The 15604-nt window shown below is 44.2% G+C and carries 13 protein-coding genes and 1 pseudogene; 4 read left to right on the forward strand and 10 right to left on the reverse strand.

The window, feature by feature from the left end; all coding sequences use genetic code 11:
• Positions 1-87 precede the first annotated feature (87 nt).
• The 6 genes from AK966_RS13460 to AK966_RS13485 form a co-directional block, all read right to left on the reverse strand.
• Positions 88-849, reverse strand: coding sequence for a flagellar brake protein (locus AK966_RS13460; RefSeq protein ID WP_099078209.1), 762 nt, complete (start codon positions 847-849; stop codon positions 88-90).
• A 366-nt stretch (positions 850-1215) separates the two neighbouring features.
• Positions 1216-2055, reverse strand: coding sequence for an energy-coupling factor transporter transmembrane protein EcfT (locus AK966_RS13465; RefSeq protein ID WP_099078208.1), 840 nt, complete (start codon positions 2053-2055; stop codon positions 1216-1218).
• Positions 2052-3806, reverse strand: coding sequence for an ABC transporter ATP-binding protein (locus AK966_RS13470; protein ID WP_119464332.1), 1755 nt, complete (start codon positions 3804-3806; stop codon positions 2052-2054). The genes AK966_RS13465 and AK966_RS13470 overlap by 4 nt, the downstream gene beginning before the upstream one ends.
• A 6-nt stretch (positions 3807-3812) precedes the next feature.
• Positions 3813-4361 carry an ECF-type riboflavin transporter substrate-binding protein gene (locus AK966_RS13475; RefSeq protein WP_099078206.1) on the reverse strand — a complete coding sequence of 183 codons (549 nt, stop codon included), beginning with the start codon at positions 4359-4361 and terminating at the stop codon, positions 3813-3815.
• A gap of 268 nt (positions 4362-4629) precedes the next feature.
• Positions 4630-5760, reverse strand: a complete 1131-nt coding sequence (locus tag AK966_RS13480; RefSeq protein WP_099078205.1) for an HlyD family secretion protein — start codon at positions 5758-5760, stop codon at positions 4630-4632.
• Positions 5760-6146 (reverse strand): DUF3302 domain-containing protein, encoded by a 387-nt coding sequence (locus AK966_RS13485; RefSeq protein WP_099078204.1) that lies wholly within the window; start codon positions 6144-6146, stop codon positions 5760-5762. The genes AK966_RS13480 and AK966_RS13485 overlap by 1 nt, the downstream gene beginning before the upstream one ends.
• A gap of 145 nt (positions 6147-6291) precedes the next feature.
• Between AK966_RS13485 and AK966_RS13490 the strand changes: the two genes are divergently transcribed.
• Complete coding sequence (locus AK966_RS13490; RefSeq protein ID WP_099078203.1) at positions 6292-7185, forward strand: DMT family transporter; 894 nt, start codon at positions 6292-6294, stop codon at positions 7183-7185.
• A 51-nt stretch (positions 7186-7236) separates the two neighbouring features.
• Here AK966_RS13490 and AK966_RS13495 read toward each other — a convergent pair whose 3' ends face one another.
• From AK966_RS13495 to deoD, 4 genes and pseudogenes are all read right to left on the reverse strand, one after another.
• Positions 7237-8820 carry a GGDEF domain-containing protein gene (locus AK966_RS13495; RefSeq protein ID WP_119464333.1) on the reverse strand — a complete coding sequence of 528 codons (1584 nt, stop codon included), beginning with the start codon at positions 8818-8820 and terminating at the stop codon, positions 7237-7239.
• A complete protein-coding gene (locus AK966_RS13500) occupies positions 8801-10288 on the reverse strand; it encodes a lipopolysaccharide assembly protein LapB (RefSeq protein WP_099078201.1) in 1488 nt (495 codons plus the stop codon). The genes AK966_RS13495 and AK966_RS13500 overlap by 20 nt, the downstream gene beginning before the upstream one ends.
• Before the next feature lie 163 nt (positions 10289-10451).
• Positions 10452-11218: pseudogene (locus AK966_RS13505) on the reverse strand (lactate dehydrogenase); the annotation flags it as partial.
• Positions 11219-11315: 97 nt separating this feature from the next.
• Positions 11316-12026, reverse strand: a complete 711-nt coding sequence (gene deoD, locus AK966_RS13510) for a purine-nucleoside phosphorylase (protein WP_099078200.1) — start codon at positions 12024-12026, stop codon at positions 11316-11318.
• Between the two features lie 393 nt (positions 12027-12419).
• Between deoD and AK966_RS13520 the strand changes: the two genes are divergently transcribed.
• The 3 genes from AK966_RS13520 to phrB are packed head-to-tail and all read left to right on the forward strand — an operon-like array spanning position 12420 to position 15601.
• Positions 12420-13370 (forward strand): DUF523 and DUF1722 domain-containing protein, encoded by a 951-nt coding sequence (locus AK966_RS13520; RefSeq protein WP_099078199.1) that lies wholly within the window; start codon positions 12420-12422, stop codon positions 13368-13370.
• A complete protein-coding gene (locus tag AK966_RS13525; protein WP_099078198.1) occupies positions 13360-14166 on the forward strand; it encodes a MerR family transcriptional regulator in 807 nt (268 codons plus the stop codon). The genes AK966_RS13520 and AK966_RS13525 overlap by 11 nt, the downstream gene beginning before the upstream one ends.
• A gap of 19 nt (positions 14167-14185) precedes the next feature.
• The gene (phrB, locus tag AK966_RS13530) at positions 14186-15601 is read left to right on the forward strand and encodes a deoxyribodipyrimidine photo-lyase (protein ID WP_119464335.1); all 1416 of its coding nucleotides are present in this window, start codon (positions 14186-14188) and stop codon (positions 15599-15601) included.
• Positions 15602-15604 lie beyond the last annotated feature (3 nt).

Here is a 15604-nt window from a genome sequence, read left to right on the forward strand (position 1 = left end):
AACAAAAGGCACCTCTGGGTGCCTTTGCTTTATAGTAAAATGTATCGGTATCTTGTTATTCCATTCAAGCTGAGCCTTTATTATTATCTATTGTGCTCGGCTTTGTTGTTTAAGTTTGAGTTTAATACCGTCAAATTTAAGCTGACTCAGTAAGTTTTTCGCATTGGCTTTTCCTATATCGTCAAATTCGACCCCATAGCGTGCATAGTGAGTAGATTTTTGTAAGTTACAGATGCGTCCCTTGAGAGAAGGCAACATGCGTCCATTTCCTGGGAGGACTAAATCTAATGAAACTTGTTCCCCGACGTGTAGTAGGCGGCTCATCGGCGAGGTAACAAAGCGACAACCACTACGGGATAAATCACGTATCTCACATTCACTACGGTACTCTTTCAGCTGAACACGTGAGCGTAAATTTACCTCATAGCGCACTTCTTTTCGTAGTTGATACACCTGCATGCTACTTGGCAAACTCAGTACCAATAGTGGGTATGGCTCACTGAGACGATGTTGCAGTTGTGCCCTGAACGGAATAATTGCACCTTCCCCCCGATGTGAAAAGGCTTTTACATTGATCCAAAATCCCGCCTGAAAATAGTATTTTAAATCTTCTTCAGAAATATTCGGAATTTCAATCAGTGCTGTTTTATTCGAGTGGCAGCCTACAAAAGTACTGGTGGTGATACATTTAGTTCCTACTGGTGTCGTCACATTGAGAGTGACTTCGCTGCCGTGCTCGACCATAGCCATTGCATCTGTGCTGTTTAACGTTGTTGCCTGACGTTCCGGTGCATTTTTGTGTGAATGAGGCGCATTACATTCTTTAGCGCTTGTCATCTTATCACTCATTATTATTTTTTACCTAGACTGAGAAGGTTTTATGCACATCAATACTTAGTACTAAGATCTTAAGTATCAAGTAGAGTGATAATTCTAATTAGTATGAAATAGTGTTTCAACAAACTGGCCATTGATTCAGTCAGTGGTAGGGAAAAGTGAGAGGTAAGTAATAGTTTGTGTTAAAAAAATGTAGTATTTGTGGTTTTGTGACTTGAAGGGCGATCGCAACAGCATGCAAAAGTAAGTGCTATGCCTAAGTGAAATCAGATGTAGGATTCAGACTCGCGTGTTGAGATGGAGCTAAGGTAAGACTTTATTGAGTGATATAAAAATGGGATGCATTGCCATCCCATTTTTGTTTGTGTTGCATTAGATTCAGTACGGATACCAGAAAAGGTGAGTATCCATAACCCGTTTACTGATCGCTGCAACAACAATCACCACAATACCAGCCATACATATCATGTCGGCTTTGGTCAGCGGCTTCAGGCTGTACCATGTACGAGATGAATGACGACCAAAACCGCGTAACGTCATCGCATTAGAGATTTGATCCGCGCGATCTAGGCTTGAGAAGATCAAAGGGCCAAGAATCTTCGCGACGTTCTTAATACGAGTGAACAATGGTGCTTTCTTACTTAGCTCAACGCCGCGTGCTTGTTGAGCATGCATAATGTTAACAAAGTCCTTTTTCACTTCTGGCAAATAGCGCAGTGTCAAACTGACCGCATAGGCGATTTTGTACGGCACGCCTAAACGGTTCAAGCTTGCTGCAAATTCGGTAGGATGCGTAGTGAACACAAACACCAAAGCGATCGGGAACATGCTGAAGTATTTTAAGGTGACAGTCACAAGATAGAACAAGGTTTCTTGGGTTAGCGAGTAGTGACCTGGCAACGACAGTAGTACCGTAGTTGAGCCCATGTATTCAGAGCCTTGCTGTGGTGCCAATGCAAACATAAACAAGGCGTTCATCATCAAGACACTGGCTGTACCGATCAATAGCGGCTTGTATACATGAAATGGAACCTTGGTCATTTTTAATAACCAAAGGCCAGTAATGATTAACACCGCAATGATGCGTAAATCAAAGGTGGTGAGTACCACCGTAACCCAAGCAATGAACATCAAAAACTTAGTAATGCCATTCAGTTGATGCAGTGGTGATTGGGTATCAATGTAGTTGATACCAAACTTCATCTTGTTGTCTTTCATGCCACTACGTTCTCAATGTTTTCATTCTCAACGCCTTTGATAGGCAGCGTTGTTTTTGCTCGGTTGGTTTTCTCTGCATCAATAAAATGTTGCATAAAGCCGTTTGTGTCTTCGATACCTAATTCAATGGCCAGTTCGTACAAGCTAGTTGTGGTTAGGTTAGCTTGATCTAATAACTCTGGGTTACTAAATACCTGAGTCATTGGCGCATCGGCAATCAGTTTGCTGTCTGCAATCACGATAGAGCGTGTGGTGTATTCCAATACCAAGTGCATGTCATGCGATATGATCATCACAGTGATACCTAACTCACGGTTAAGCTTCTCGATAAAACTAAGCATAGAGGTGTAGTTACGGTAATCCTGACCGGCGGTTAGCTCATCCAAAATAAGTAACTCAGGTTCCAGCGCAAGAATAGACGCAATCGTCACGCGCTTCTTCTGACCGTAGCTTAACGCTTCAATTGGCCAGTGGCGGTATTTGCTCAAACCACACAGATCAAGCACTTCAAGGACTTTAGCTTCAACGAGCTTCTCTTCGATACCACGATTACGCAGTCCGAATGCGACCTCATCGAAAATCATGTGATGAGAAATCATATGATTCGGGTTTTGCATGACTACGCCAACCTTTTGGCTGCGCTCAAAAATCGTCAGTTCACTAAGATCTTGACCGTTCAATGTCATCGAGCCGTTGTCTGGCTCAATCACGCCCATCACAAGCTTAGTAATGGTGGATTTTCCAGAACCATTTTTACCCAATACCGATACGAACTCACCACGTTGAATATCGAAACTGACGTTTTCCAGGGCGTTTTTCTCACCATCGTAGGAGTACGTCAGATTACGTACGCTTAATATTGTCTCTGTTTCTGGCTCTGTTGCTGGCGTTTTTGCTTCATCAAACCATCCTGTGACGGCAGACTTATACTGAGCGAGCGGCAGCGTATTTAAGTGTGATGGCTTTGCGTTACTTTGGATAGTGCATTCCGCTTGCTTTAAGGCAGAGAGGTATAACGGCTCACGAATGCCGTATTCCTCTAGCAGAAGCGAGGCTAAGAGCTCATCTGGGCTGCTATCCGCGATAATCTCACCGCTTTCCATTAGGATGATGCGATCAACTGAGCGGTGTAACACATCCTCAAGACGGTGCTCGATCATGACTATTGTTTTGCTCGTTTCGCGATGCAGTTCATCGATGATCTCGATGGTTTTTTTACCGGTTTTCGGGTCGAGCGCAGCAAGTGGTTCATCGAACAACAAAATGTCGACGTCATCCACCAGAATACCAGCCAAAGAAACGCGCTGTTTTTGTCCACCCGAAAGATCGTGTGGAGAGCGTTTTAACATCAGGTCTAAATCGACCATTTTTGCCGTGGCTTTGACCAACGGGTACATATCGATGTTAGACATAAGCTGGTTTTCCAGCGCGAAAGCAATGTCTTCACCAATACTTAAACCAACAAACTGACTATCGGTATCTTGTAATACGGTGCCAACTTGCTCGGTATATTGGTGCATATCAAAAGGAGCAGTATCGAGGCCGTTGATGGTCAACGTGCCTGTGACTTCCCCTTTGATTGCATGTGGAATCAGCCCGTTAAGACATTGGCCAAGGGTAGATTTGCCACTACCACTTGGACCGATGATGACGATTTTCTCTCCTTTCTCTATCCTTAGATTGATATTTTTTAGCGTCGGTTTATCCAGCGACTCATACCTAAAAGAGAAGTTAGAAAATTCGATTGTCATTCGATATTAAGCCTCTGTTAAGTTGCGGCTTTGCTTGTTACGTTTGGCGACAGATTTAAGAATGAAGAAGCCAACAATTGCAATAAGAATAGTGTTGCCCAGCGCGATGATTGACAGCTGAGTGAATACCTTAGTGAACGGTTCTGCGTACAAAATGGTATCTAGGAAAGCTGAGCAGCCATAACCAAACACATTGCCCAATAGAGCAAGTACGACGAACAACATAAAGTCCTTCATATTGAAATCTCCTTTCTCTAGACGGTTACGTGTCAGAGAAGGGAAAAGACCGATGATCAAACCGACAATACCTGAACCAAGCACCCAAGTTAACCATACGCCCCAACCTGCAAATAGATCGGTTACCCAGTGGCCGATAAAGCCGACCAAGAAGCCAACAAGAGGGCCGAATAAGACTGAGAACAGTGCCAACACCGCCATTGCTGGTTTTAGCGTCGTGTTTGCAAAGACTGGAATACCAAACATTGGCAGACCACCGATACCATAAAGGGCAGCACCGATTGCAATAACCACCACGGTTTTAGCAGAAAGATTCATAGATAACCTCAGTTCATTGTCGATTTTAAAGAACGTTCACTTGCTTTATTTTAGAAGCGTTTGGTTCATTGTTTGTTCTAATTTCTTTAGGGGGTGTGTCATTTGCTTCACACACGCCTTTGACTGGCTTAGTTTTTAGCAAGCATCAAAAATAAGGCGCGAATTATACAGAATAATAAAAAAATAGGGAATGCTATCTGTCTGGATGGCTAAAATGAAATCAGGGGCTAACTGTCAGCCCCTGATTACACTTTTTTTTACCGATAAATTAGTGATCTAGGTAGAGATAGTTTTGCCAGCTTTTCATCCGGATGAGTACCTTGCGCATGATAGATACGTGGGTGAAGCTGTCAGAGTAAACCGCGACCTCTACCGCTGTACCCATAGGCAAATGGTACGGTTCTAGATCGTCAGTGATTTCTAATTTAACAAATACTCGTCCACTTGTGCGTAGTGCATTGGTGTCAAGTAAATTACCACGCGCTTGGATTTGGCTTTCACCAATAGCGGGTAGTACTTCCATCACTTTGCCTTTGAAAACTTTTCCCGGTAGCGCTCGGAATATGAACTCCGCGTCGAAACCTGACTCTAGGCGTTGCAGTGAGTTTTGACGAAATGCGGCGGCGTAGATCTTTTCTTCTGTATGAACAAAGGTCATGACCGGAGCAAGGGGAAGAGGTACGGCCATGACGCCTGGACGTAACGCTAATTGAGTTACATAACCGTCGGTTGGTGCCGTCACTACAGTTTGATCTAGGTTGAATTCCGCTTTTCTCAGCTCGGCTAATAATGCTGCCACTTGGGTATTTTCACCGCCGACTTCAGAGTTTAACGCGATTTGTGCTTGATCTTGTTTAGATTGGGCCACTTCAAGTGCGGCTTGCGCTGCCTTGAAGGCTTGACGACGAGTATCCAATTGTTGTTCGGTAAACGCACCACGGTCAAAACCACGTTGGTATCGGTCAAATTCACGTTGTGCTTTATCGCGTTCAGCGAGCGCTTGTAGTACCGCAGCATCCGCTTCTTGCACACTCGATTCTAACCCTAACGCACCTTGACTGGCTTCTTTTACCTTAGCGCGTAGTCGGTCTACTTCGGCTTGAAAAGGAATAGGATCGATCCTAAACAGAATATCCCCTTTTTGAAGAGGTTGGTTTGGTTGAACCGGGACATCAATCACTCGACCACGCACCCCTGATACGACGGGCGTCGTCGAAAATACTTGGTTACCGACTTGGGTGAAGGGGTGGTTATAGTTCATTAATAGTATCAGTGTGCCGATTAACACCACACCACCAAGTACAGCGGTAGGCACTGTCCACTTATTGAGCGGGATATTGAATATTTTGAAAATTGCGATACAAAGCGCGGCGTAAGTTAGAACCAGTAGTAAATCCATTATTGATCCTCCTTACCTTGTTCTTGTTGTGATGAGACAGCTTGTGATGGTTTTTTCTGTTTTAATCTAGTGACTTCGTTTTTCAGCTCATTAACCTCATCAACCAGTTCTTCGAGACGATGGTGTATATCATGGGTTTCTCGCTCGAGTTGTTTGAAGCCCCATCCACGCTCTTTTCGCCATAATGTTGCCCAAATCCATAGAAAAGGCCAAAGTGCATGAAGTGTGAATAAGCTTACCCAGCCAGCGTAGTGAATCGCGTCTTGGTGTGGGTGCTCACGCTCTTTTGCTATTTCGTAAGGAATGTCGTGAATGACGATGATCCCGTAGAAGATAACTAAAGCAACGAAAATGAGTAACCCAAGTGCAAAATAGTCTAGAAACATCTTACTTCCCTGTATTGTTGCTAAAAATAAAACTTACGTAAATTAACTGTTTGAGTATTTGATAAAAATATCGATGAATCAAGAGTTTTATAGGTTATCTTACTGTAAATGATCGGTGCTACGTGGAATACGAAGGAGTAACACAGTGCAATATTTTGGTGAAATTGCCGCACTTTGTGCTGCGATAGTTTGGGCTGTCGCCACATTGATATATAGCCAATTTAGCCATCGATTTTCTGCAATGCAGTTGAACATTGTTAAAGGTGTTATCGCATCCATAATGATGTTAGCGGTAATGCCGTTTTTACCCCAAGGCTTACCAACGACTCAGATTGAACCTCTTTATCTGGTCGTGCTCGCACTTTCGGGAGTGATTGGTATTGCGATTGGGGACTCTGCATATTTTGCGGCATTAAAACGGATTGGCCCCAATAAAACGCTATTGTTGGAATCCCTTGCACCGCCGCTTTCTGGAGTGCTTGCTTTAGCGTTTCTTGGCTCTGAATTGAGCGCGCAAAGTTGGTTAGGGATTATGGCTACGATTGTCGCCGTGACCTTCGTGGTGTTTCAGCCATCCTCTTCAGGGCGGGCAATCAATCGGAGTGGTATTCTCTTTGGCTTACTTGCCAGTGTTTGTCAGGCTTCAGGTGTAGTGATTTCCCACTATGCACTGGTTGCAGGTGATTTACCGCCGCTACTTGGTGCGTTGATTCGATTGAGCATTGGCGTGTTGGCGGTATGTATGGTGATCAAAATGGTAGAGCCAGCTCCCTTTAGTACCGTCAAACAATACATTGCAGAAATGGGAAGCAAAGCGATGAGTTGGTTGCTGCTAGCGATTTTTGTCGGCACGTTCTTAGCGTTGTGGCTGCAGCAGGTTGCCGTAAAGTATGCCAATCCAGCTATTGCTCAGACGCTGATTGCTACGAGCCCGTTATTTATTTTGATTATTTGCGCGATGAGAGGAGAGAAGATCAGCCTAAAAAGTATACTTGGCACCTTATTCGCATTGGCGGGTATTTCTTTGTTCTTTTTGTAAAACGATTGCAAAGAAAGCGCCCCGTTTTTCAATAGAAAGTCGGGGCATTTGTTATAGTTCGGTACAAATTTGATTTCGGCCATTGGCTTTGGCTCGGTAGAGTGCTTTGTCAGCTCGGTAGAAAGTACGTTGGGTATTTTCGCCATCTCGATGAAGCGTAATGCCAATGGAAACGGTCAGTCCTCGCTCGCCAAGAATTTCATGCCAGCTGTATTGATAGATGCGCTCGCGGTAGTTTTCTGCATGCATTTCAGCACGCGCTAATTCTGTATTTTCCAATATCGCTAAGAATTCTTCACCGCCAAAGCGAACACAGGATGCGCCGTGGATCTTAAAGTAGCTTGTCAATTCTTTAGCGACATTTTGAATGGCTTTGTCTCCAACTAGGTGGCTGAGCTCATCGTTGATTGACTTGAAGTGGTCAATATCAATAACCATTAAGGCAAATGGCGTATCGTAGAGCAGCAGATCTTTCAACTTTACTTCTAGCCAACGACGGTTATGCAGGGAAGTCAGCGGATCGGTGAATACGTCTTGCTGCAACTGAGCAACGGTGTGTTTGTGCTGTTTGGTGGTCTCTTTGAGCTCTTTATTTTCAATCTCAGATAGGATTAATTTGAGCTGTAATTCAAAGCGAGAAAGGCGTTTAATCTGAGCAGAACCAAGTTCACTGATTGGAATGTGTTTGACCAAATCTGATTCTATTCGGAACGCCTTTCTTTCGTAGCTAAGCGCTTTTTTAAACTGTCCTTGAGAGGCACACACTTGGCTTACCGCATCGTAAAAGCGATAAGCGATCAGCGGCGAGGTGTGTTTATTGATTCGTTTGTCTCTTGAATCGAGTAATAAGTTTGCCAGTGACTGACGGCCAACACCATTTAAGCAATAGGCTGCTTCAATTTTGACCATGGTGGAAAACCATTGTGAGTAGGCCTTTCTCGGTCCATATTGAATGCGTGAGATGGCAGCAAGTGCTTGGTGGTATTCTTTTTGGAGACGATGGAATTTAGCACGATATAAGTGGATTTGATTGGCTAGGTCTTTATCACTTACGAGGATACTCAGTTCTTCACATTCGTGTATTAGGTCGGCGGCGACACCGATTCGCTGCAGTGTGATATAGCAGGCTAGCATGCAGAGTTTGTACCGCAATCGAAGAGAGCGACTGCCAATGGCATGGTCGATAGCATCAATCTTCTGGTAGAAACGCAGTGCACGGTTATGGTCGCCATAGGTATCACAAAGGTTCCCCATACCGATGAGAGCGAGGACATAATGATCTATATAACCGTATTCAACGGCCATATTGGTCGATAGCGCGTATTCCGTGAGAGCGTCATTGTAATCGCCCCTCTCTACCAAACGTTCACTGAGGCTGGCTTTGAGTAGCAAGATATCTTCAACGTCTTGTGGTAATTCGAGAAAGGTGGCGGCATGCCTCAGCTCTTCAATGCTTTCATTGAGTTGTTGAAGTTTATGGCGGTATTCAGCACTGATAATATGGCAATGTGCTTTCTCTTGGTTGGTTACAGCGACGTGGTTACGAATATACTCCCAAAAAATGAGCGCCTCTTCGCCTGCAACAGAAGAGGGATCCATTCCTGCATCGGTGATTTTACTGAGCAGTCGTTCCATTCTTCATTACCTCAATGTGGCTTTCTTCCAACTGCTCAAGAGTGAACGGGAAGGTTAGGATGTCTTGTAGATAGAGGGTGGGTTTTACAGTGACAAAACCACGCCGCTTCCAAGGGTAGATGTCCATCATGGAACAAACCGTGCGATATAGCTCCTGGGCGGCTTGGCCTTTTTCGGCAATGAGCAAAGCAAGTCGGGTACTGCTAATACGGGAAATTAAGTCGCTTGGCATGGCCAAAGAGTGTACCAGTTCAGTACAGGCATCTAGGACCGCAGGGTTATGGTGTTGGATCATGATCACGGCGTGATTTGAATGCTTAAGTTCTGTTTTAAATAGAACCAATTGTTCCCACCAATAGGTCTCAGAAACCACGTTAGAAAATTGTTTCTCCGGATCGTATTCATGTTGGACGCGAATACGGTTAATCTGTTTCTTGGCTCGCAGTTCTAACTGGCGCTTTGAGCCATGGGCTTTATCCATGGTCTCACGATGCGCTTGCTCTTTGAGCATTTTGATGGCGTGTTGACGGTATTTTTGAAAAGCTTTGAATGCAACCTCGTATTCGCCTTGCTCTTCTGCTACTCGAGATTGTTGAAAAAATATTTGGCTAAGCAACTCACCGTTGTCGAAGCTTAGGGCTGACTCTTCAGCCGCTTCCAATAGTTTTACCGCTCCTTGGGTGTTTTTACGTAGGAGTTCAAGTCGCGCTCGGCTAATGGATGAGTGTGCTTTCATCCAAGATAGGTTTTGCTCAATCGCCAGCTGGTGAGCTTTTTCTGTTGCTTCTTCGGCCGCATCTAGTCGCCCTAACCCAAGTAAGGCTAGGCCTCTAAAATCCCAAATTTCGGCTTGCCAAGTACAGTCGGTATGATCTTTTAGGGTTTCTGTTGCACCGTCCAAGACCGTCAGCATTTCAGCGAAGTTGTTCAGTAAATAGTAATCCCATGCTAGCAGTATACGAGCTTTCCCTTCCAGCCATGCAATACGGACATTGTTTGCGACTTTGACCGCAAGCTCATGTGTGGAAGCCGCAAGCTGATGTTCATTGGTGATCCGCCAGACATTGCCTAATCCAATTAAGGCTTCAATTTGGGTCTCAATATCATCAACAAGTGCGGATTTTTCTAGTGCATTGATCCAATATTGCTGAGCGGAATAATATTTTGCTAGTCCCCAGTACTGCAAAGCAAACAGGTGGAGAATTTCAGGCAGGTGATCATCGTTGTCTAAATGAGTCTGTTTGCGATGGGCACCTTTGACGAGTTTAAGCCCCTGTCGGTAATCCATTTGACACCAGCAGCTATGCGCCATAATGATCAGTGCTTTTATTTCACCGTCAATAAACAGGATTTGCTCAGCGCGAATAAGGCACTGTTCTGCGATACGGAAAGCCCGTTCAGGGTCGGCTTTAATTTGCCCTTTAACTTTATTGAGCTCGGTCTCTAGCTGAAATTGGCTTTTGTCCAACGTTGATATCCATAACTAACGATGTGGTAATGGCGTCTAAATGTGATGCGCATCTCACTTTGTGTATGGTGTCAATGCCACACACAATAAGGTATTGAGTACCGTAATATATACATTGTTCACTACCTATTTACCACATATTAATTAGAGAAGTGTTAGATAGTCATGACAGCAATGGTTTAATCGTCAGAGGTGCATACGTGACTTTACTTTCAGCCTCTGAGCTGCGGTAAGCCCTTACTTATCTTGATAGCACAAATTATGCCAAGCTCTGAATATATCTAACAGGGGTAAAATACCTGCAGGTCGTAATTTGCGACGTGGCTCGTTGATGAAACTCTCAAAAAGGAGCTGAAAGCGATTTTGGTAGAATTGAACGTGACGGGTCGTGCCAACATTGAACCATTCTTCAGACTTGTTTTTATCCCCGGCTAAGTAACAAATACCTTTGTGATTATTTCCTTGGCTAGAAATTGCCCAACGATCTCGCCACCAACTCATGTAGACGATATCAATCTTGCCAAATGGCGCAGCCATGTCCTAATTGGCATCTTCTTCTACATACATTAGATCGATGTTGCCCTGTTTAATCCTCTATAAACAGACACTCAGTGCGGTCGAACGAAGTAAATAGTCTTGAGGCATATAAATAGTGACTCGTTTCTCAGGATTGCACATATCAATCACGTGTAAATAGTTGGCATAAGACGTATACGGAGGACGAACTAATGCGCCTTTCGATGGGTAATGAAAAACAAAGAGGTTATTCAATGGAGCTTCAACATTCGCTCGCGCTAGCATGGTCTGATTTTTTTGATCGATCCGCTCACGCAGATTTTCCAATGGCTTGGGCGGCGCTTCACTTGCTTATGGCGTAAATTTTTCTGAAACAAAACGTGACACATCATCATAAGAGGTGTGATCCAGTGCGGCGATTTTGGCAGTTCGCCGTTAGACACAATCGCCCCCTCGGGATCATACGTGCAGCCGTTCAGGCTCCGGCTGCAATTTATTACTTAGGTGTTTCTTAGATGTTGATTGCTGTTTCTAGTGCAACTTTCATCATGTCGTTGAACGACTTTTGACGCTCTTCTGAGCTTAGTTTTTCACCACGGATGATGTGGTCAGAAACCGTTAGGATAGTTAGCGCTTTCGCACCTAGGTCTGCAGCTACGCCGTAGATACCAGCCGCTTCCATGTCTACACCTAGGATGCCGAGTTTTTCCATCTTCTCAAAGATGTCAGCTTCTGGTGTGTAGAACAGATCTGCAGAGAATACGTTACCAACTTTTACAGGTACATTTTGAGCACGCGCTTGGTTTACTGCTTCTTCTAGAAGACCGTAGTCAGCGATTGCTGCGAAGTCGTGGTTGTTGAAACGGATACGGTTAACTTTTGAGTCTGTAGATGCACCCATGCCGATAACAACGTCCATCAGTTTAACATCGTCACGTACTGCACCACAGCTACCTACACGGATAACGTTTTTTACGCCGTATTCAGCGATTAGCTCGTGTACGTAGATACAGCAAGATGGGATACCCATACCGTGGCCCATTACAGAAACTTTTTTGCCTTTGTAAGTGCCAGTAAAGCCGAACATGTTGCGCACGTCACAAACTTGTTTCACATCTTCTAGGAACGTTTCTGCGATGTATTTAGCGCGCAACGGGTCGCCTGGCATTAGAACGGTTTCAGCGAAATCACCTGATTGTGCGTTAATGTGTGGGGTTGCCATAAGTGCTCTCCAAAGTTTTGTTCAGGTAAAACGCATCAATTATAGGTGCTATTACCAATTCTGTTGAACTTGTTCGTTTTCGTTGAGGCCATAATATTGGCGCAGGGCAAGGGGGCTTGAGTGTTAAGTCACAAAATGGTCGGTTCTAGTGTCTAAATAATCTTTTAATAACTAAATCTGTTGAAAGCCAAAAGGCAATCGATTTGCTTTTGAGCAGTTTGTCGATTGCATGCACAAAATCCCTATATCGCGCTAAATTTTTTTTCAAATCGTCTGATCTAAATCCTGTCTGAATGAGTAAAACGGTTAAATTGTACAATTTATTTTCTTGTACAATTTGAATTGACTTACTATAAGTTATACAACAAAACATTTTGTATAGGACGCTTCGTTATGGAATCTTCAATCAAAGTCGGTATCAGTTCTTGTGTACTTGGAGAACGAGTACGTTTCGATTCGGGCCATAAAATCAGCAACTTCGTCACTAAAGAGTTAGATGGATACTTCAGTTTCGTGCCTGTGTGTCCAGAAGTTGGTGTAGGCATGTCTGTGCCGCGTCCGACTATCCGCTTGGTCAGTAATGAAGAACGTATTGCATTGGTCGAGACAAAAAATCCAGACAACGACCACACAGACAACATGCTTGCCTATTCAGAAAATAAAGTGAATGAACTGCAAGGCGAGCAACTTTGTGGGTATATTGTCTGCGCTAAATCACCGACTTGTGGTATGGAACGTGTAAAGGTGTACAGCAAAAATAATGCGGCAAAAGAAGGCGTTGGCTTGTACACCAAAACGTTAATGGAAAAAATGCCGTGGTTGCCAGTCGAGGAAGATGGTCGCCTGAACGATCCTGTATTAAAAGAGAACTTCATCACTCGCGTTTACTGTTTGAATGATTTTTATGAGTCGATGGATGGAGAGCCAACCCGTGGCAAAATTATCGAATTTCACTCGCGTTACAAGCTCACGCTAATGGCGCATCATCCTGAGTCGTACCGTTCTCTTGGCCGATTGGTGGCAGATGTAGCGAACTATGAAATCGAAGGCTTCTACAATGAATATCGTCTGGGTTTGATGAAGGCGCTACAAAACCGCGCGAGCCGCAAGAATAACACCAACGTTCTGATGCATTTGCAAGGATATTTTAAGCGATCCCTGAACGCCGGAGAGAAAGCAGAGTTAGCAGAAGTCATCAGCAATTATCGATCTGGTTTGTTGCCACTGCTTGCCCCTCTGACATTAATTAAACATTACCTTAATGCATACCCAGATGAGTACTTACAAAAACAGAAGTATATAGACCCACATCCACAGGAGATGAGATTACGTTATGGTTTGTAGCCAAGAAGTAAAACTATACGCAATTCGAGAAGTTTCAGAGCTAACGGGTGTTAAGCCCGTCACTCTCCGAGCTTGGCAAAGGCGCTATAACCTCGTTCAACCGAAAAGGACAGAAAAAGGGCACCGCTTATTCCGACAACAAGATCTCGATACTATTCGTGAAATACAAGGATGGTTATCCAAAGGTGTTGCTATCGGCAAAGTGAAAGGATTGCTTGGTCAAAAGTCAGATATTGTTGTGGCGACAGACATCCAGCGCTTAGAAGGAGTCCAAGCCATGTTGAAAGCCTTGTCAGAGCTAAATCGTGGCAAAACAGAAACGTTGTTATCTAATGCTCTGAAAGAGTACCCATTGAACTTAGTCATCGAGCAACTGATTAACCCAGTGTTTGAAGCGTTAGACTTGGTGAAAGTATCGCTACGTTCACTACAGTTGGGCTTGTTCCAAACTTGTTTGATTACCCGACTTGCCGTGGTCGTGGATTCTGAGAACAAAACCGCATCGAAAGGAAAGTGTCTATTGGTGAGTTTTGAACAGGCTAGAGAGGCTGAGAGCTGGGTTCAAGCGGCAAAGCTTTGCGAACAAGGTTTGCATATTACGCTAATTGATAAAGTGGATGATGTATCGGGGTTGATTGATCATGATGTGCTGCACCGATACCAATACCTCCACTTTTTTTCCAACAAAGCGCTGCAAATAAAACAAGTAGATGCGCTGCGAACGATGAAAGCTCTGAATCCTGAACAAGTTCAATTTTCTGAAGTGATTGAAAAGCTTCACCTCAAAAATAGTTAAATCTTCGTAAGGAGACGACATGATTCTGGTTTGGTTTCGACGTGATTTAAGAACGTTAGACCACATGGCACTGCAGGCTGCGTTAGAAAGTGGCGAGCCTGCTGTTGCTTGTTATGTTGCAACTCCGAGCCAGTGGCAAGAGCATCACATGGCTCCTATGCAGGCGGATCTTATTGCACGACGTTTGGCGCACCTCGCTGAAGAACTCACCGACCTAAACATTCCGCTTCTATATAAAGAAGTGCCGAAGTTTGACGATGTGACCGAAGTGATTCAAGCATGGGCAACATCTTTGGGTGCAAAAAGTGTCATGGCAAACATTCACTACGAAGTCAACGAGCAAGCGCTTGATAGAGAAGTGATGGATGCCTTGTATCAGAGAGCAATTACGTTTGAAGCTTTCCACGATAAGTGTGTTCATGCGCCAACAACGGTATTAAACAAGCAAAGTGAGTACTTCAAGGTATTCACGCCATTCAAACGTGCTTGGATGAGGAAATTCCAAATGCCCATGGTGTCAAAACCAGAACCACAGGCAGAGCTACCTAAAGAAGCGATCCAATTGGTTGAAGCCGAACGCTATCATCCAGATGTCCCTTTTTCTTATCCACGCGAATCTAGTGAGCATTGGTATGCCTCAACCACTGATATAGTTGAACAGCTAAGAGAGTTTGTCCGAGAGCACAGTGATGCCTATCATGCGGAAAGAGATATCCCTGCGATCGATGGTACGAGTCAATTATCTCCTTATCTTGCTATTGGCGCATTATCGCCAAGGCAATGTATCGCGAGGCTATACGCGGAGAATCCATTACCTGATTTGAGTGAAGGGAAAGCCACTTGGTTGAGTGAAATCATTTGGCGCGAGTTTTACCAACACTTATTGGTATTTGAGCCAAAGTTGGTGAAAGGGAAAGGCTTTACTCCATGGGAAGAGAAAATTCAATGGTCCTATGATGAGCAAGCATTTGAGCGCTGGAAAACGGGCACTACTGGTTACCCAATTGTTGATGCAGCAATGCGACAACTTAATACTACAGGCTGGATGCACAACCGCTTACGGATGATTGTCGCCAGTTTCCTGACAAAAGATTTGCACATTGATTGGCGTTGGGGAGAAGCATACTTCATGAGCAAATTGGTAGATGGGGATTTCGCAGCAAACAATGGGGGCTGGCAATGGTGTGCATCGACAGGCTGCGATGGACAGCCTTACTTTCGAGTCTTTAACCCTGTTACTCAGGGAGAGAAATTTGATCCCGATGGCCGTTTTGTTCGCCACTGGATTCCGGAAATAAATCCTGTGCCTAATAAGTTCATACACAACCCTTGGAAATGGCATGGTTTTTCTTTACTGGAATATCACAAGCCAATGGTTGATCACAAGGCAGAAAGAGAGATAACCTTACGGCTCTTCAAAAGCGCCAAGGAATAAAGA

The organism is Vibrio sp. PID23_8 (genome assembly GCF_003584965.1).
Lineage (GTDB): Bacteria > Pseudomonadota > Gammaproteobacteria > Enterobacterales > Vibrionaceae > Vibrio.